Annotated in this window: 14 protein-coding genes; 2 read left to right on the top strand and 12 right to left on the bottom strand. The window is 41.9% G+C overall.

The genetic code is table 11. From position 1 onward, the window contains the following. Nucleotides 1-4: 4 nt before the first annotated feature. The 8 genes from BWD47_RS10590 to BWD47_RS10555 all read right to left on the bottom strand — a co-directional run bounded on the left by BWD47_RS10590 (nt 5) and on the right by BWD47_RS10555 (nt 8,030). Nucleotides 5-1,399 (bottom strand): SPOR domain-containing protein, encoded by a 1,395-nt coding sequence (locus BWD47_RS10590; RefSeq protein WP_075593953.1) that lies wholly within the window; start codon nt 1,397-1,399, stop codon nt 5-7. After that, entirely contained in the window at nt 1,399-2,469 is a 1,071-nt protein-coding gene (gene aroB, locus BWD47_RS10585) for a 3-dehydroquinate synthase (RefSeq protein WP_036973191.1), read from the bottom strand. Before aroB ends, BWD47_RS10590 begins: the two co-directional genes overlap by 1 nt. Nucleotides 2,470-2,496: 27 nt before the next feature. Beyond that, entirely contained in the window at nt 2,497-3,015 is a 519-nt protein-coding gene (gene aroK / locus BWD47_RS10580) for a shikimate kinase AroK (protein ID WP_036973192.1), read from the bottom strand. Between the two features lie 179 nt (nt 3,016-3,194). Next, the gene (locus BWD47_RS10575; RefSeq protein WP_036973193.1) at nt 3,195-5,276 is read right to left on the bottom strand and encodes a type IV pilus secretin PilQ; all 2,082 of its coding nucleotides are present in this window, start codon (nt 5,274-5,276) and stop codon (nt 3,195-3,197) included. Further along, complete coding sequence (locus tag BWD47_RS10570) at nt 5,263-5,799, bottom strand: pilus assembly protein PilP (protein ID WP_036973194.1); 537 nt, start codon at nt 5,797-5,799, stop codon at nt 5,263-5,265. Before BWD47_RS10570 ends, BWD47_RS10575 begins: the two co-directional genes overlap by 14 nt. Beyond that, nucleotides 5,796-6,401: a type 4a pilus biogenesis protein PilO gene (locus tag BWD47_RS10565; protein ID WP_036973195.1), complete on the bottom strand. Its 606-nt coding sequence runs from the start codon at nt 6,399-6,401 to the stop codon at nt 5,796-5,798. Before BWD47_RS10565 ends, BWD47_RS10570 begins: the two co-directional genes overlap by 4 nt. Continuing rightward, complete coding sequence (locus BWD47_RS10560; RefSeq protein ID WP_036973196.1) at nt 6,391-6,963, bottom strand: PilN domain-containing protein; 573 nt, start codon at nt 6,961-6,963, stop codon at nt 6,391-6,393. The genes BWD47_RS10565 and BWD47_RS10560 overlap by 11 nt, the downstream gene beginning before the upstream one ends. Then, the gene (locus BWD47_RS10555) at nt 6,951-8,030 is read right to left on the bottom strand and encodes a pilus assembly protein PilM (RefSeq protein WP_036973197.1); all 1,080 of its coding nucleotides are present in this window, start codon (nt 8,028-8,030) and stop codon (nt 6,951-6,953) included. Before BWD47_RS10555 ends, BWD47_RS10560 begins: the two co-directional genes overlap by 13 nt. 132 nt (nt 8,031-8,162) lie before the next feature. On the opposite strand from BWD47_RS10555, the gene BWD47_RS10550 reads away from it, so the two are divergent. Further along, on the top strand, nt 8,163-10,673 hold the full coding sequence (locus BWD47_RS10550; RefSeq protein WP_036973198.1) for a penicillin-binding protein 1A: 2,511 nt from the start codon (nt 8,163-8,165) through the stop codon (nt 10,671-10,673). Between the two features lie 85 nt (nt 10,674-10,758). On the opposite strand, the gene metL is transcribed toward BWD47_RS10550, so the two are convergent. Together metL and metB are read right to left on the bottom strand one after the other, a co-directional pair. Then, nucleotides 10,759-13,104, bottom strand: a complete 2,346-nt coding sequence (gene metL, locus BWD47_RS10545) for a bifunctional aspartate kinase/homoserine dehydrogenase II (protein WP_074989338.1) — start codon at nt 13,102-13,104, stop codon at nt 10,759-10,761. Between the two features lie 4 nt (nt 13,105-13,108). Beyond that, a complete protein-coding gene (metB, locus tag BWD47_RS10540; protein ID WP_075593952.1) occupies nt 13,109-14,374 on the bottom strand; it encodes a cystathionine gamma-synthase in 1,266 nt (421 codons plus the stop codon). A 223-nt stretch (nt 14,375-14,597) separates the two neighbouring features. On the opposite strand from metB, the gene metJ reads away from it, so the two are divergent. After that, a complete protein-coding gene (gene metJ, locus BWD47_RS10535; RefSeq protein ID WP_036973203.1) occupies nt 14,598-14,918 on the top strand; it encodes a met regulon transcriptional regulator MetJ in 321 nt (106 codons plus the stop codon). A gap of 121 nt (nt 14,919-15,039) precedes the next feature. Here metJ and BWD47_RS10530 read toward each other — a convergent pair whose 3' ends face one another. Both BWD47_RS10530 and rpmE read right to left on the bottom strand, forming a co-directional pair. Next, on the bottom strand, nt 15,040-16,281 hold the full coding sequence (locus BWD47_RS10530) for a malic enzyme-like NAD(P)-binding protein (protein WP_065978294.1): 1,242 nt from the start codon (nt 16,279-16,281) through the stop codon (nt 15,040-15,042). A 524-nt stretch (nt 16,282-16,805) separates the two neighbouring features. Next, complete coding sequence (gene rpmE / locus BWD47_RS10525; RefSeq protein WP_036973208.1) at nt 16,806-17,021, bottom strand: 50S ribosomal protein L31; 216 nt, start codon at nt 17,019-17,021, stop codon at nt 16,806-16,808. Nucleotides 17,022-17,193 lie beyond the last annotated feature (172 nt).

Here is a 17,193-nt window from a genome sequence, read left to right as displayed (position 1 = left end):
TAATTTACTGATCTAGTGAAGCGATTTCTTGTTTAATTTTACTTATTTTTTTATAAAAAGGCTGATTTTTACGCACATTTTCAGAAAGTGATAAGGCTGCTTTCTTAGCATCACTTAAGGTCGAAAAACTGCCATAAGTGACAATCCACCATGGCTTGCCACTGCGCATGCTTTTATAAGTATTCACTTGCCCTTGTAAGGTATTTTCAGCGATAAATTTCTCGCTGATCTGTGGGTTCGTGACAGCCAATAGCTGAATAACAAAATTATTGTCTGGCTGTGCTAAATACCAAGCATTACCGCTAAGTCGTGGCGGTTTGTCATTCACAGGCTCTTCTATGAATGAATCAATGTTATCAGTATTTTTCGCATCAGAGGTAAGCGCAGCGGCAATTTCATCACTGCTTGGCTTTTCTATTGGCTGTGATGGTTGCTCAATCGTTTTATCTGGCGCGAGGCTATCAACAATTGCAGCAACATTATTTTCATGCTTTTCATTGGGTTGCTTAATAACCTCTGCGGTTTCAACTGTTGGCGATGGCAGCTCAGGTGCTCGTTCTGGTTTTGGCTGCTCAACGGCTTTAAGCTCGATGTCTCTTTGCGAGTTAACAACAGCGTCAGTAGAAAGTGCCGTTTCCACCGGTAAAGCGGTATCTTGTTGATAATGCGCTTTCCACCACTGAGTCATATCAGCTTTGTATAAAAAGCCAATAATCAACAGCATGGTCGTTAACAACAATAAAATGATATACAGCAGCTTATAACTTTTTTCTGGCGCACGAATATCAGCAGTTTGTAGCTCAGGTTGCCATGCAAGTAGCAACGCAGGATTGCCCTGTGCTTCTTGTAAAAAAGTACGAAATACAGGGTCTTCCTCAACAGGTAAGTTATCAAAGAACCAGCGCATTAGCTGCTTACTTTCACTTATGTTCAATGCTTCAAGATGAATTTCAACCGCTTGCGTAAACTGCTCCGATGATTGTGAGGCAAGCAAAATATATAAAGTTGTTGGGCTTTGTTTTGCTAACGTTTCTAACTGTTGGATCATTTCATCTGATAAATGACGGCCGCCATCAATCACCCACAAACAATTACCGCAGGGTTGTTGTTTATAAAGCTGATAAAAGTTTTCAGATAAACTGAGGGTATGATCAATCAGTGGGTTACGAAAGTTTTGTTCGAGTAGCTCAGTGATGAACTGTTGATCAGTCATCTTGCCAGAAAGTTGTACAAATGCTTTGTTGAACTCAAGATATTTGTCGGTAATAAACGTTTCCAACAAATAACTTTTTCCTAATCCTGATGCACCTAATAAGCATATTAGGTTCTGCCCATATTCGAATTGGAGGGCAATACGATCAACTAGCGCTGCACGGCTAGGCAATATTTGTGATTGCATTAGCGCGCTATTAAATCACAGACCTGCTGATCGGTTACATCACTGACCAGCGCACATTGACCAAATTGTGTAGGAAGAATAAAGCGAATGGTGCCTTTTTTATTTTTCTTATCTTTGCGCATATGAATCAGAAACTGCTCACTGGTCATCTCGCTTGGAATATCCACAGGTAGATCATACTGTGATATTAACTGCACAATACGCTCAACCTCAGATGCTGATAAGTCGCCTCGCGTGTGTGCCAGTCGGGCTGCAAGCACCATACCTGCCGCCACGGCTTCTCCATGCAACCAATTACCGTAACCCATTTGTGCTTCAATAGCATGACCAAAAGTATGGCCCAGGTTTAGGAGTGCACGTAAACCGGCTTCTTTTTCATCTTCTGCAACAATAAGTGCTTTGATTTCGCAGCAACGATAAATCACATGCTGAAGCGTTTGCTCGTCAAGTGACTTTAGCTTTGCGATATTTTGCTCAAGATAAGCAAATAGCTCTGTATCGTAGATTAAGCCGTACTTGATTACTTCTGCCATACCGGCTGCAAACTCGCGCTCTGGCAGAGTATGCAATGATTTGGTATCAATAAACACAGCTTGCGGTTGGTAAAAAGCACCAATCATGTTTTTACCCAGCGGATGGTTAACCGCTGTTTTACCGCCCACAGATGAATCTACTTGCGACAACAATGTCGTCGGTATTTGAATAAACGGCACACCACGCTGATAACACGCAGCAACAAAGCCCGTTAAATCACCTACAACACCCCCGCCTAATGCAATTAAGCAGGTATCACGACCACAGTTATGCTCAAGTAAAAACGCTGAAATCTTTTCAAACCAATCCAGTGATTTAAATTGCTCACCATCAGGAATAACAAAAGATAACGGATTAAGATCAGCCAACGACGTCATTACATCATCTAAATACAAAGGTGCAATGGTGTCGTTGGTGATAATGATAGGTCGACAATCGCCAATGTGCTCGCGGAGTCGACCTGTCTGTTGAAGTGCAGATTGACCAATATAAATAGGATAACTTCGCTCGTCCAAATTAACAGTTAATTCAAGCATCGCTAATTTCCTTTTTATTATTGGTTTTTAAAAATCTAATTTCTCAATGATTTGATTAGCAACAACTTTAGCGCTTTGCTCATCAGTGCGGACAACAAAATCAGCCACTTCTTTGTATAACGGTTCGCGTTCTTCAGCTAAGCGCTCTAATACATCGCGCGGTGCTTCTTCTGTTTGCAATAATGGGCGACGCTTGTCGCGCTGTGTGCGTGCAACCTGCTTTTCGATCGGTGTCTCTAGGTATACAACGATACCTCGAGCAGAAAGCTTATTTCGAACTTCTTTACTGATCACAGAACCACCACCAGTAGCAAGGACAATCCCTTGCATCTCAGTTAAGTCTGAAATAACAGTTTCTTCACGAAGTCGGAAGCCCTCTTCACCCTCAAGATCGAATACCCAAGCAATATCTGCTCCTGTACGACGCTCGATCTCTTGATCTGAATCGAAAAATTCAAGGTGTAATTGGTCAGCAATGTGACGACCAATTGTGCTTTTGCCAGCCCCCATAGGGCCCACTAGAAATATATTACGTTTCTCAGCCATATCTTTTTAGTACAAACGAACTCTAAAATTTGAAATAAAACCCCGCCTAACGACCTGGCCCCAAAATTAAGGAGGGGATTATCTCAGTAATTGATTGGTCATTTCAAGTCAATTAGCGTAAAAAGCCTCATAACGAGCAATTAAACCTGCGAATTGCTCGTTGCTTAAGAAAAAAACACTTAATCTATCTGAATTTTTGGTGTTACGAAGATTAGCAACTCTCTTTTTTCATTAAATTCACTCGTACTTCTAAACAGCACACCTAAATATGGAATGTCACCTAGTAGAGGTACTTTCTTTGTTGAGTTCACAATTTGTTGTTGAAAAATACCACCGAGTACGACGGTTTGGCCATTTTCAACCAACACTTGTGTTTGGATCTGTTGCGTATCAATAGCGACTGCAGGGCCTGTTGGAGTCTGTACCGTATCGCCTCGTGTATCTTGAGTGATAATAAGGTCAAGAATCACCTTATTGTCTGGCGTGATATGCGGTGTCACTTCAAGGCTTAATACCGCCTTTTTGAAACTCACCGTTGTTGCACCACTTGAAGCAGCCTCTACATAGGGAATTTCAGTACCTTGCTCAATACGGGCTTTTTGCTGGTTTGCTGTGGTAATACGAGGGCTGGCAATGATTTCACCTTTATTTTCTTCTTCAAGCGCAGTCAGCTCGAGATCAATTAAAGTGCCATTGGCAAGTTTCGCAACATGCATACCAATGCTCCCTGCTGGGTTTGAGATTGGTAAGTTAACATTTAGACGATCAGCGACGTTCGGGATCAAACCATTTGAAATCGTTTCAGCACCTTCAAGTGTTCCCGCTAAGCCATCAGTGCCTTGCTGGTCACTAAAGCCCCAACGCACACCTAAGTCTTCTTGTACGTTATCACGAACCGTCACCATACGAGACTCAATAACAACTTGTCGCACCGCAATATCAAGCGTATCAACCATACGGCGAACACTCTCTATGCTCTTAGCGGTGTCTTTAATTAATAGTGTATTGGTGCGCTTATCAACCGACACGCTGCCACGCGCAGAAATGATGCTGTTAGTGTCGGTTTTTAATAAATCGGCGAACTCTTCCGCTTTCGCGTAGTTCAGACGAATATATTCACTGTATAAAGGCTCTAGATCTTCAACTTGCTGTTTTGCTTTTAACTCTTTCGCTTCGCGAGCAGCCAACTCTTCAGACGGTGCCACCATTAAAATGGTGCCATCCATGCGTTTGTCTAGGCCTTTCACTTTTAACACCACGTCGAGTGCTTGATCCCATGGCACTCCTTCTAGGCGTAATGTGATGTTACCTGACACTGAGTCGCTGGTGACAAGGTTGAACTCGTTATAGCCTGCGATAATTTGCAGCACAGCACGGACCGGAATATCTTGAAAGTTTAAGGTCATTGGGCGACCTTGGTATTCAATACCGCCATCAAGGTATGCGCGTTGTGAGTCATCTTTTTCGACGGTCAAAGTAAAGATATTTTCGATCTGCTGATGCGTAAATTTAAATGCGGCATTAGGTTCAACTACAATGCGCGTCAAATTATCTTCTTTAAACGTTTCTATCGTGCTAACAACAGTGCCAAAATCAAGAACATCTAATTGATATAATAAATCGTCTAAAATGTCTGTATGGTGAAATTCTGCAACAATTTTACCACCGCTTTCATGTACATCGATTGCCGCTTGCGTATCTTGTAAAAACACAAGTAAGCGCGCTTCGCCTTTATCACCGCGACGAAAATCAATTGATTGCACCGTATTAATGTAATTATTTTTTGCTGATAGCGGATCAGCCGACTCATCGGTGGTGATTGGGTTGTCTGATACGTGTAAAGTGACGATGTTATCTTTCGCAGTCGTTTTATAAATTTTTAAACGCTCTAAAGAAACGGTTACTTTCAAGCCTTGTGATGTCATTGTGCTGCTGACATGTTTAATACCCGCCTGATTTATTTCAACATCGCGGACATTGTTATCTACACCGACATCGCTAAATAACATCTCAATGCGTGCAGGCGAATTGTACACTTGCACTTTTGGCTCAAAGGTAAGGGCCTCATCAAACACTAACTGTAATTGCGTTTCGCCTTTCATCAAGGGGTTATAACGCACATCATAGAGAAGAGGAGCAGCAATCGCTGTCTGCGTCATTAAGAGTGCCAATGCCGCCAACATAAATTTGTGCATGTGTACTAACCAAGCCATTCCTTTATGCATCTTATTTTTACCTTTCATACGATTAACTTGCACCATTTGTATCTGCCTCTAACATTTCTAGTTTTGTCAGACGCTCTTTCCAACAACCAGACCCATCAGGAATTAATTCTAATAATTGTATATAATTGTCGTGCACTTCTTTTATTTCACCATGATACAAACCTAGATAATTACCCTCTGTGACACGATATAGCGTGTCGTCAGCGGCTTTGATCAATGCCCAGGTTCTCCCTTTACTACCGATAGTGCCTTTCATTGACAAGTTATCGAGCGGGTATTTTTCAAGTGGTTGACGAACACGGTCAGGATCTGGGTGTAAACAGTTTTTAACTTGAACCAAGTTATTTTGAATTATTTCTGGTTTGGGAGCGACAAACGGACTACGTAACTCACCTGCACTGTATTCAAAATATTCAAACTTTGCCATTTGAGGAATAGGCTCAACCTCAGGGGTCGTGCTCGCTTTTACCTGATCAATAAACTCTTTTTGTTCTGAAGTATCATCATTACAGGCGCTGAGAAGCAAGCTCATAACAATAATTAACGGGAGCTTTCTCATTTCTTAGGCCCCCCTTCATAACGGTAGGTTTTTGCCACAACGCTAAAGGTTAATTCATTCTCGTTCGACGTTTGAATGGTAAAATCATGCAAACTCACAATACGTGGTAACTGTGCCACTTTGCCAACAAAGTCACCAAACTCATGATAGGTTCCTATTACCTCAATTTTAATGGGTAATTCGGTGTAAAACTCTTTTTTAATTTCCGGCAACCAGCCAATCTTCAAAAAGGTTAAGCCGCTCGTTGTCCCCACATACGATAAGTCGTCAAGGAGTCCCGGTGTTTCATTCGACGTTGGTAAGCGTTTTAAAAGCTGTGAAAACTTTTCTTCCATGTCGACCATTTGTTGACGATATAACTCTAATTTACTGGCTAAAGCGTATTTTTGTTTGTACGTATTGCGCAGTTCGGTTTCTTTTGCAACCGCGGCGTGATAGCTGGTTATTTCGTCTGACACTAACAAGCTATAGCTGAAATACAACACGATTGCCGCAACAAACGCACAACACAGTGCTTTTACAGCAATGGGCCAATCGCCCATGTTTTCGAGTTCTATTTCATTCCAATCTATTTCAGTTAACGATTTGATATCAAGGCTCATTAGGTGCTTCTCCTATTTTATCAAACGGTTTAACGTAAAAATCCATATTAAAATCACTCAATAGCCTAGATGTTTGTTCACCTGCAACAATGCCTTGCATTACGGGTCGTTCTAACAAATAAGAGCTTTGCACTTGTCGTAACATCGTCGATAAGCGATTGTTAGATTCACTGCGACCAATCACATGAATACGGTCATTTTGGCGCTCAAGCTTGGTAAGATAGACACCCGCTGGCACTATTTTCGCCACTTCATCCATAATCTGCGTACCAAGGTTACGACTACTTTGCAGCTCTTCTATTAAACGCATACGTTGTTGAAGGCTTTCTTTTTTCTTATCAAGATCATTAATCTCGCGGATACGCTGATTAAGCAAGGCAATTTCCGTATTTAAGAAATCATTTTTTATATTTTGCCCTTCGCGTAAACCGCTATAAAAAGAGCTTAATATATACATACTTATGAAACTGATAACCACAACTGCAAAAAGTACTGTCACAAATTTATTCTGTGATTCTTTACGTTGTTGTTCGCGCCAAGGCAGTAGGTTTATATGTGGCATGATGAAAAGCTCCTTAACGCCAACCCAGTAGCTATCGCAAACTGCGTTCGGTGACGCTGCAGTACATTGCGATCAACTCTTGGAGAAATCTCAATGTTTGCGAAAGGATCAGCAACCACAGTATGAATTCCTAATTCTTCAATGAGTAAGCGATCTAACCCTTCAATCATCGCCGTGCCACCGGTTAAAACGATATAGTCAACATGATCTTTGCCACTTGTGGTTAAGAACATTTGCACCGCACGTCTTACTTGCTGTAACAACGATGTTTGGAAAGGTGCCAATACTTCAAAGGTGTAATTAGGCGGCAAATCACCGGTTGTTTTGCCGATTTCAGCTTCATCAAAACTTTTGTTGTAGTAAGCAACAATGCTATTTGTATATTGATCACCACCGAACACTTGGTCACGGGTATAAATAGTTTCACCCGCTTGTACCACGCTCACTAACATCAGCACGGCACCAATATCAACCACAGCAACACACTTATTGTACGCATCGCTTGGCAACTGCTGGTAGTACACATCCATTGTTCGACTAAGTGCATAACTTTCTACATCGACCACTTTAGCTTTTAAATTAGCCGTTTCTAAAGCACCAACGCGTGCCTCAACACTTTCTGTACGGGCAGCTGAGAGCAATACATTAACCTTGCTCGGATCGGCCTCATTAATGGCGAGTTTTTCAAAGTCTATATTTACTTCATCAAGTGGGTACGGTATGAGGCTATCTGCCTCAATTGCAATTTGCGACTCTAATTCAGCATCAGTTAATGATACATCCATGAAAATCACTTTGGTGATCACGGTTTGACCAGACACGGCTACTGCCGCAGCCTGAACAGATTTAGGTATTTTCCTTTTTAATTTAGCGATAACATTGCCAATCGCTTCAATGTCTTGAATTGTACGCTCAGACATTGCTCCCTTTGGCATTGGCTCTATAGCTAACGCCTCAAGTCGCAAACCTGTGTCTGTCTCCTGCAACAACACTGCTTTAATGCAGTGCGATCCAATGTCGATCCCTACCATCATAGATGAAGGCTTTTTAAATAGCTGACTTAGCATGTTTGCAACTTGGCCTTTGTTTTAATAATAAACAAGTTATAATTTTTATCTGAAAAAATATTATTCATTTTTTAATCAATATATACTAGCAGTCTCCGATTCTAATTGGGAGTCCATTTAGGGAAAATATAAGTGATTTTATTAAAACGAACTTTACAATTTATTATCATCTGCTCATTTTTAGGACTAATCACTTTAGTCGGTCTATACTATTACGTTAAACCTGATATTCCTAGCGTTCAGGTACTGAAAGACGTTCAATTACAGACACCTATGCAAGTATTTTCTAGAGATGGTTTATTGATTAACCAATTCGGTGAAAAACGCCGCATTCCGGTCACAATCGATGAAATTCCCCAGCCTTTAATCGATGCTATTTTAGCAACTGAAGATAATCGATTTTATGAACATATTGGTATCGACCCTATCGGTATCATCCGCTCAGCCATTGTACTCATATCTACAGGTGAAAAGAAACAAGGCGCAAGTACTATAACAATGCAACTTGCCCGTAACTTCTTCTTAACTCGTGAAAAAGCATACATCCGTAAAGTGAAAGAGATCTTCATTGCTTTGCACATAGAAAGCATATTAAGCAAAGATGAAATTCTCGAATTATATTTAAATAAAATTGAATTAGGTAACCGCGCATTCGGTATAGGTGCTGCTGCACAAGTGTATTACGGTAAAGAACTGAATGAGCTTACACTGCCTCAAATGGCAATGATTGCAGGTCTCCCCAAAGCGCCTTCGGCTTTAAACCCCATTCGTAACCCTGCACGCGCAAAAAGTCGACGAAATGTTGTTCTTGGCCGTATGTTAACCGAAAAATATATTACCCAGAGTGAATACAAAGAAGCCATTAACGCACCAATTACCGCTAAATTTCATGGGGCAGAAATTGAAGTTTATGCACCGTATATCTCTGAAATGGTGCGTGCAGAAATGGTGGCCCGTTACGGCCACGAACGAGCATACAACACAGGTTTTAAAGTGTACACCAGTGTTGAGTCTAATATTCAACAAGCAGCCCAAGATGCGCTCGTAGACAATCTACATGCCTACGATATGCGCCATGGATACCGAGGCGCCACCGCGCAGCTTTGGGATAGCAATACGGATAGTCCGCTTAGCGAAGACGCTATTTTAGATAAACTAAAAGACGTGAAAGAGTTTGGTCCTTTACGTGCGGGCGTAGTCACTAATGTTGCTGAGCAATCTGCGCAGGTATTACTAAAAAATGGCGAGCATATAACCCTTGAGTGGGATGGCCTAAAATGGGCACGTAAATACATTACCCGTTATCGCCAAGGTTTTGCACCGAAAACGGCCACCGAAATTCTCAATGCTGGCGAACAAATTTGGCTGCGTAAGAATCCAGATGACAGCTATATTTTAAGCCAAGTACCCGAAGCATCAAGCGCCTTAGTATCACTTGACCCTCAAGATGGTCGCATAAAAGCCATTGTGGGAGGGTATAGTTTTGAGCAAAGCCAATATAATCGTGCAGTACAAGCTAAGCGCCAAGTAGGTTCGAATATTAAACCATTTATTTACTCAGCGGCGTTAGAAAATGGCTACACCTTAGCCTCAATCTTAAATGATGCCCCCATTAACCAATGGGACAAAAGCCAAGGTGTTGCATGGCGTCCTAAAAATAGCCCAGCAGTCTACAATGGCCCTATTCGTATTCGTCGTGCTTTAGCACAATCTAAAAACGTTATTTCAGTTCGGTTATTACGCGGTGTTGGTTTAGAGCGCACAGCAGATCATTTATTAAAGTTTGGCTTTTTGAATAGCGACATTAACCGCAGTGAGTCGCTGGCATTAGGGAGTGCCTCTATTACGCCTCTTGAGCTTGCACGCGGCATGAGTGCCTTTGCAAATGGAGGGCACTTAATTACGCCTTATTACATCTCTGAAATTCAAGATTCTGCTGGAACAACTTTATATAAAGCCACACCAGAGCTTGCCTGTGATACCCCAGAGCAAAAGGTCACGCCCGATTTTGCAACACTTGATGATAGCCAACTGGTGGCCACAGAATTAGAACACAATGCTCAGCCTCGCTGCGCGCCTCGTATCATCTCAAAACAAAATGCTTTCTTAATTTCGCAAGCAATGCACAGCGCAATTTGGGGTGGCGGAAGCTGGGCACATAAAACAGGTTGGAGTGGTACTGGCTGGCGTGCACAAGCGCTTGATCGCCGTGATCTAGCAGGTAAAACCGGAACCACGAATGACTCTGTTGATACATGGTTTAGTGGTTTTAATCGCAATGTACTGACCTCTGTGTGGGTTGGCTTTGATAACCCAGGCAACCCACTGGGTCGTTCAACCTACAACAGTAACCTTGATAAGTCACAAATATCAGGGGCTGAATCAGGCGCAAAAACGGCTCAACCAGCTTGGGTTGATTTTATGCGAGTTGCTTTAGATGGTATGCCTGAGGCACCGATTGAGTTTCCAGAAGGCTTAGTGTCTGTGCGCATTGATTTAGCAACAGGGTTACTGAGCCATAAAAATGATTACACCAGTCGCTTTGAGTACTTTATTAAAGGCACCGCTCCGACGAAGTATGTCCTTGAGCAACCGACTAATGTGTTTGAAGAGTCACTTTCTACAGAGGAAGAGCTGTTCTAAACAGTCTTTAACACCTTTATTAGACTAATAAAAAAGCGCCCATTGGGCGCTTTTTGCTTAGCTATTTAAACTAAGATCAGCAAAATTATTTTAAGTTATTCACTAACCAGTAAAGGTCTGAATGAACTCCCGCAGCAGTCACTTCTTTTCCTGCACCAGGGCCTTGAATGACGAGCGCGTTGTCTGTGTACCACTGCGAATTAATCACAAAAATATTATCACCCGGCTTTAAGCTAGCTAATACATCATCGTGTGCAACATTCACTAAGCCAACGGCTGCTTTCGCTTTACCATCAACGAGCGTAATTGCACCGGTGTAGCGAACAACTTTATTTTCGGCCTGTGCAATGGCAGCCTTTTCTTCGATGAATGCATCAAGCAAATGCCTGTTCGCAAGGAAGTCTTGCCAACTTCCTGTTGCCAGTTCTTCAGGCATCAATGGCGTTAATGCAATGTCATCAAGCTCTAAATCTAACCCTAAATCGCGGGCTAAAATAAGTAACTTGCGCTGCATATCTCGGCCAGATAAATCTTCACGCGGGTCAGGTTCGGTGTAGCCCATTTGCTGCGCTTGTAGCACAAGTTCAGTAAACGGAACGTTACCATCATAGCAACTGCACAACCACGACAGCGTCCCCGAAAAAACCCCTTCTATACGATGAATACTATCACCACTATTTTGTAAGTCTGCCAATGCAAAGTTAATTGGTAAGCCGGCCCCTACACTGGTGTTATAACGCCACAACAAATTACGCTCAGCTAAATTAGAGCGCAATGTTTGATACCAATCATTTGCCGCTGTGCCTGCATATTTATTGGCACTAATTAAATGACAATTAAGCTCAACGAGTGCTGGGTATAATTGGCTAAACGCTTCACTGGCGGTGATATCAATCACCACTTTGTGTTCGTAATCAAGTTCGCTAATACGTGTTAGCAGTGTTTCTTTATCGTAGTGTTGGGCTTCACTTTGCCACTGCGCTTGCCACGTTTCTGTGTTCAAGCCACTGGCACTAAATAGCATTTGCTTTGAGCGTAATAATGCCACGACTTTAATCTGATAATGAGCTGATAACCTAACAAACTGAGCCTGTAACTGTGATAGAAAGACTTCACCAACATTACCCAGCCCCGCCACGATAATAGCCAGTTCTTGACCCTTGTTGACCAATTTATCATGCAACAGGGTCAGTACATCGCTGTCTATAGCTTGATCGTTTAGTAGCAGCACATACTGTTGATCTTGTTGTACAAAACGCGGATGAATACTTTGCTCTTTAAGGAGCGAAATTGCTTGTTCAGCTAACTGGCTCACATCGCTACTTGGTGCCACAACCGCGCAGCCGCTTAAATTAGATTCAACAATATTAGCCCGCCCAGCAAGGTGACTCACCACTTGATGAGTACTGTGCCCTGGTACCAGCAAATAGGTATCACCTTCTTTCACAAAATGATGCAAACTGTGCTGAATTAGCTGACTCAGCTCCCCCACTTCACCTGTGCTTAGCGTATCAACACGCAGTAAATCGATATTATCTAAGGTCGTAATAAAACGCTTCGCCTTGCTATACCCTTCTTTTACAACCTCAGTTGGGCTGGCATCACAATCAAAGCTACTTCTTACAACAAGTTTAATATCGCTGTCTTTAAGCGGTGATAAGGTTTTTGCATGTAAAACAGGGTTACCTAAGCGAGCCAATAAATTAGCTTGCTCTCGGCACACTTTTGCGTATTTAACGGCGTTTTTCACCTTACGAGGGTCTGTACTGAATACACCTTGGGTATCAGTCCAAATAGACACTTGCTTGGCAAAGGTATAGCTTGCTAACAAGGTCGCACTGTAGTCACTGCCATTACGACCCAGTGTTACCGTCTTACCCTGACAATCTGCAGCGATAAAGCCTGTCACCACATTGATCTTTACTTTACTGATCGCATCGGTGCATTGCTGTTGATTCTTTTGATGCAATAGTTGGCCATCATTTAATGTAAATAACTGCCGTGCATCCACATCCTGTGCTGCCACACCCAGCTGATTTAGATAGCCCGCTAATAAACGCGCAGACCATACTTCTCCATGTGCTAGCAACACGGCTTCTTGTAGTTGCTGTTTAGCAATAAGTATATTTAATAGCGCCAGCTCATCTTTTAATTGTGCCAATGCCTGCTGCTTGTTTTTTGCTACTAACAGCTGCTCTATTAAGGCGCGCTGATTATTATCAATCAGCAATAAAATATCACTAACCGCTTGGTTATCTTGCTGTTGATAACTTTGCCAAAGTTTTACCAAGGTGTCGGTTGTTTTGCCCGATGCAGACACCACCACACAATCACCTTGCTGCGTATTTGCTAAAACAATATTTGCCACAGCATGATAACGCTCTGCAGAGCTTAAGCTTGAGCCACCAAATTTATGAACAATATTTACCATTTTTCTACCACAATGCCGTATGTGCTGGCGTTAACTTAAAAGTGCTGCTTTGTTGCGTATTGGCTTGCGTGTGCGTTTGCTTCGCGTTGCTCTGAGTGGCTTGCTGCCCCTGACCTGGTTTAACTAAATTGAAAACACGGTCTAAATCGGCAATTAAATCTTTTACATCCTCAATGCCAACAGAGATACGAATTAACGTATCACCCACCCCTGCTTCTAAGCGAGCTTTTGCCTCCATTCCAGCATGAGTCATGGTCGCAGGGTGACAAATTAAACTCTCAACGCCCCCCAATGATTCGGCTAAGCTAAACTCTTTAAGGCCTGTTAGAAAAGCCGCAGCATCATTAATGTCGCCTTTAATATCAAAACTCACCATGCCACCAAAACCGCGTTGCTGTGCTTTAGCGAGCGCATGCTGAGGATGAGAAGCGAGACCGGGATAATATACTTGGCTCACAAACGGTGAATCTTCTAAATATTCTGCAATTGCAAACGCATTCTCTTGGTGCTGTTTTAAACGCACATTTAAAGTGCGTAAACCACGCAGAGTAAGATAACTATCAAACGGTGCACCCGTAATACCAATATTATTTGCCCACCAAGCCAGTTCATCACCCAACTCTTGCGTTGCTGCAATAACAGCACCGCCAACCACATCAGAGTGACCGTTAATGTATTTAGTCGTTGAATGCACGACTATATCAACACCAAACTCAATCGGGTTTTGCAAGGCCGGCGATAAAAACGTGTTATCAGCCGCAACAAGTGCACCGCATTGTTTAGCAATGGCGGTAATCGCTTTAATATCTGTTAGGCGTAAAATGGGGTTACTGGGTGTTTCAATCCAGATCAGTTTAGGTTTTATCGCTAAGATTTCTTGGTGATTTTCAGCTTTTGTTAAATCAAGCACTTTTAGTTTCAGTAAACCGCGCTTCTCTAATGAGGTAAATAAACGATAGCTACCGCCGTAACAGTCATGTGGAATAACCAAGGTATCATCGCTATTCAAAAGCTGTGTCGTTAAGTGAACAGCCGCCATGCCTGTCGCAGTGATAATGCCTTTAGCTCCGCCCTCTAGTTCAGCGAGTGTTTCGGCTAAAATATCACGGTTAGGGTTACCACTGCGGCCATAGTCATATTGGCGCTTAGTATCAAAATCAGCGAACGAATAGGTGGTTGATAAGTAAATTGGTGGAACGACTGCACCGTGGTGTTTATCGGCTTCAATGCCATGACGAACAGCAATCGTCGCTTTATTTTTTTCACTCATTTCATCACCTACTTAGAATTGGATGTTTAGACGTCTAAAAGGTTAGATGATCAAATATGAGAAGTCAAAGCATTTATCGCCATTACATAGAAGTTTATACATTTACACGACTAGATGGCTAAATAACTAGTATTTGACTATCTTTTTTAAAGCGATAGAATTTCCGCATCTTGCGCTGTGGATAAGGCGTAAACAACTGACAACCGAGGCAACGAAACAACTTATGGCTAAATGGAACGGTGAATACATTCACCCATATGCAGAACACGGTAAAAAATCAGAGCAAGTAAAAAAAATTACCGTATCAATTCCGCTGAACGTATTAAAAGTATTAACTGATGAGCGCACGCGTCGTCAGATTAATAATCTTCGTCATGCTACTAACAGTGAGCTACTGTGCGAAGCCTTTTTACACGCTTTTACAGGTCAACCATTACCGAATGATGACGACCTTCGAAAAGATAACCCTGAAAAAGTACCTGAAGAAGTAAAAAGAATTATGCAAGAAATGGGGTTAGATATCCCCGTACTTGATTCAGAGTAAATATTTCGGCCACCGGATCGTAGCCGATTTCTCAGACATAAAAAACTCAGCCTTGGCTGAGTTTTTTATTTGCAGTTAGTAATACCCACCCGCTTAATCAAACGAATAGGTACCTAATTATTTAACGCATGTAGTTTTCTGGCATGTCAATTTGCGCCACACCAGACTCAACGGCTGCTTCTGCAACAGCACGTGCAATACGTGGTAATAAGCGTGGGTCCATTGGTTTTGGAATAATGTACTCAGCACCAAACTCAAGTGAATCAACACCCGACGCCTTAAGCACTTCGTTAGGCACAGGCTCTTTCGCAATACTACGAATAGCATGCACCGCTGCGATTTTCATTTCATCATTGATTGATGTCGCACGCACATCAAGCGCACCGCGGAAAATGAATGGGAAACACAATACATTATTAACCTGATTAGGGTAATCTGAACGCCCTGTTGCCATAATTAAATCATTACGTGCACCGTGTGCAACAGCTGGCGCGATTTCTGGATCAGGGTTTGAACATGCAAAAACCACCGGCTTATCTGCCATCAGTTTTAAATCTTCAGCGGTTAATAAGTTAGGGCCAGATACACCAACAAATACATCAGCATCGGCTATTACATCTTGCAAAGTGCGCTTATCGGTATTGTTAGCAAATAGCAATTTATACTCGTTTAAGTCATCACGACGTGTATGGATCACGCCTTTGCGGTCAAGCATATAAATGTGCTCACGCAATGCACCACATTTAATAAGTAGTTCCATACATGCAACCGCTGCTGCACCGGCACCTAAACACACGATAATCGCGTCTTCGATATCTTTACCCTGTACTTCAAGCGCATTTAGCATGCCTGCTGCTGTTACGATTGCAGTACCATGTTGGTCATCGTGGAAAACAGGGATGCTACAACGCTCAATAAGCGCTTTTTCAATTTCGAAACACTCTGGCGCTTTAATATCTTCTAGGTTGATACCACCAAACGTATCGGCAATATTTGCAACAGTATTAATGAAGTCTTCTGTCGTGCGGTGTTTTACTTCGATATCTATCGAGTCTAAACCTGCAAAGCGTTTAAATAAAAGTGCTTTACCTTCCATCACAGGTTTTGATGCAAGCGGACCTAAATTGCCTAAGCCTAAAATTGCGGTACCGTTTGAAATAACCGCAACCATATTACCTTTGCCGGTGTATTTATAGGCATTTGCTGGATCGGCTGCTATCTCACGGACGGGCTCTGCGACACCTGGACTATATGCTAGAGCGAGATCATTAACCGTTTCTGCTGGTTTAGTTAGTTCTACACTAATTTTACCTGGAACGGGGTGAGCGTGGTAATGTAATGCTTGTTCACGAAAATCTGACATAACGCGATAGTATCCTGCAATAAGTTAAAAAGTGAGAGGGCTTGCATCTGTACGATACCTGTAATATATAAAAATTCCAAGTATTATCAGGTCTATCCTGTTATATGCTATATCGCTTAATTTTAAAGGATTTCCCAACAATTTCTGCACATAGTTTTAATTCACAACAGATAAAAATTCATCTATTTGTGGCCATTTAAGCACCTGTTTTTGTATTTTATAGGCACGAACACAGCAAATAAGCGAAACTTAGCAAAATAAGCAACTTTAACGAACTTAACAGCATTTATAGGTTAAGTTCATATAAATTGTTACTTTTTACAACTTTTGGAATCAATTATACAATTCAAAATATAGCGAAGGGATCACTATTTGTCTGCATTATTAGCGATATATTGGGCATAACAAGCAGAAATAGTTATGCACATAAAGCGTGTAGGCATGGGATATAAAAAAGAATGGTTCTGAATTTCAGGCATAAAAAAAGCACCCAAAGGGTGCTTCTTTCAACTAAACAGCAAATATTACTTCTTGCTGCTAAGTGCACCGAAGCGCTTGTTGAAACGATCAACACGGCCGCCAGTGTCTAAAATCTTTTGCTTACCAGTGTAAAACGGGTGACACTCAGAACATACGTCTAAGTGGATGTCTTTACATAAAGTAGAGCTAGTTTCGAATTTGTTACCACATGAACAAGTTGCAGTGATAGCTTCGTACTTAGGGTGAATACCTTCTTTCATAGGAACCTCTAGTTAAGGCCGCATCGCTCTCCAAACCCGAAGTCTGGCACCATACGTCGTTAATACAATTAATAGGTCGCGTATTTTATAGCTCAAGCAGCCTCTCGACAAGCTTTAAATTCATCTTTAGCTAAAAAAATAAACAAGTCATCAAACGTTCAGTATTTGTTGG

Source organism: Pseudoalteromonas sp. PAB 2.2 (genome assembly GCF_001938575.1).
GTDB classification, from domain to species: domain Bacteria; phylum Pseudomonadota; class Gammaproteobacteria; order Enterobacterales; family Alteromonadaceae; genus Pseudoalteromonas; species Pseudoalteromonas lipolytica.
Note: the sequence above shows the minus strand (reverse complement) of the source record. Positions and strands in the feature narration are given on the sequence as shown.

Coding starts and splice junctions, on each gene's coding strand:
- BWD47_RS10590 (WP_075593953.1), bottom strand. CDS start 1,399: ATGCAATCACAAATATTGCCTAGCCGTGCAGCGCTAGTTGATCGTATT.
- aroB (WP_036973191.1), bottom strand. CDS start 2,469: ATGCTTGAATTAACTGTTAATTTGGACGAGCGAAGTTATCCTATTTAT.
- aroK (WP_036973192.1), bottom strand. CDS start 3,015: ATGGCTGAGAAACGTAATATATTTCTAGTGGGCCCTATGGGGGCTGGC.
- BWD47_RS10575 (WP_036973193.1), bottom strand. CDS start 5,276: ATGGTGCAAGTTAATCGTATGAAAGGTAAAAATAAGATGCATAAAGGA.
- BWD47_RS10570 (WP_036973194.1), bottom strand. CDS start 5,799: ATGAGAAAGCTCCCGTTAATTATTGTTATGAGCTTGCTTCTCAGCGCC.
- BWD47_RS10565 (WP_036973195.1), bottom strand. CDS start 6,401: ATGAGCCTTGATATCAAATCGTTAACTGAAATAGATTGGAATGAAATA.
- BWD47_RS10560 (WP_036973196.1), bottom strand. CDS start 6,963: ATGCCACATATAAACCTACTGCCTTGGCGCGAACAACAACGTAAAGAA.
- BWD47_RS10555 (WP_036973197.1), bottom strand. CDS start 8,030: ATGCTAAGTCAGCTATTTAAAAAGCCTTCATCTATGATGGTAGGGATC.
- metL (WP_074989338.1), bottom strand. CDS start 13,104: ATGGTAAATATTGTTCATAAATTTGGTGGCTCAAGCTTAAGCTCTGCA.
- metB (WP_075593952.1), bottom strand. CDS start 14,374: ATGAGTGAAAAAAATAAAGCGACGATTGCTGTTCGTCATGGCATTGAA.
- metJ (WP_036973203.1), top strand. CDS start 14,598: ATGGCTAAATGGAACGGTGAATACATTCACCCATATGCAGAACACGGT.
- BWD47_RS10530 (WP_065978294.1), bottom strand. CDS start 16,281: ATGTCAGATTTTCGTGAACAAGCATTACATTACCACGCTCACCCCGTT.
- rpmE (WP_036973208.1), bottom strand. CDS start 17,021: ATGAAAGAAGGTATTCACCCTAAGTACGAAGCTATCACTGCAACTTGT.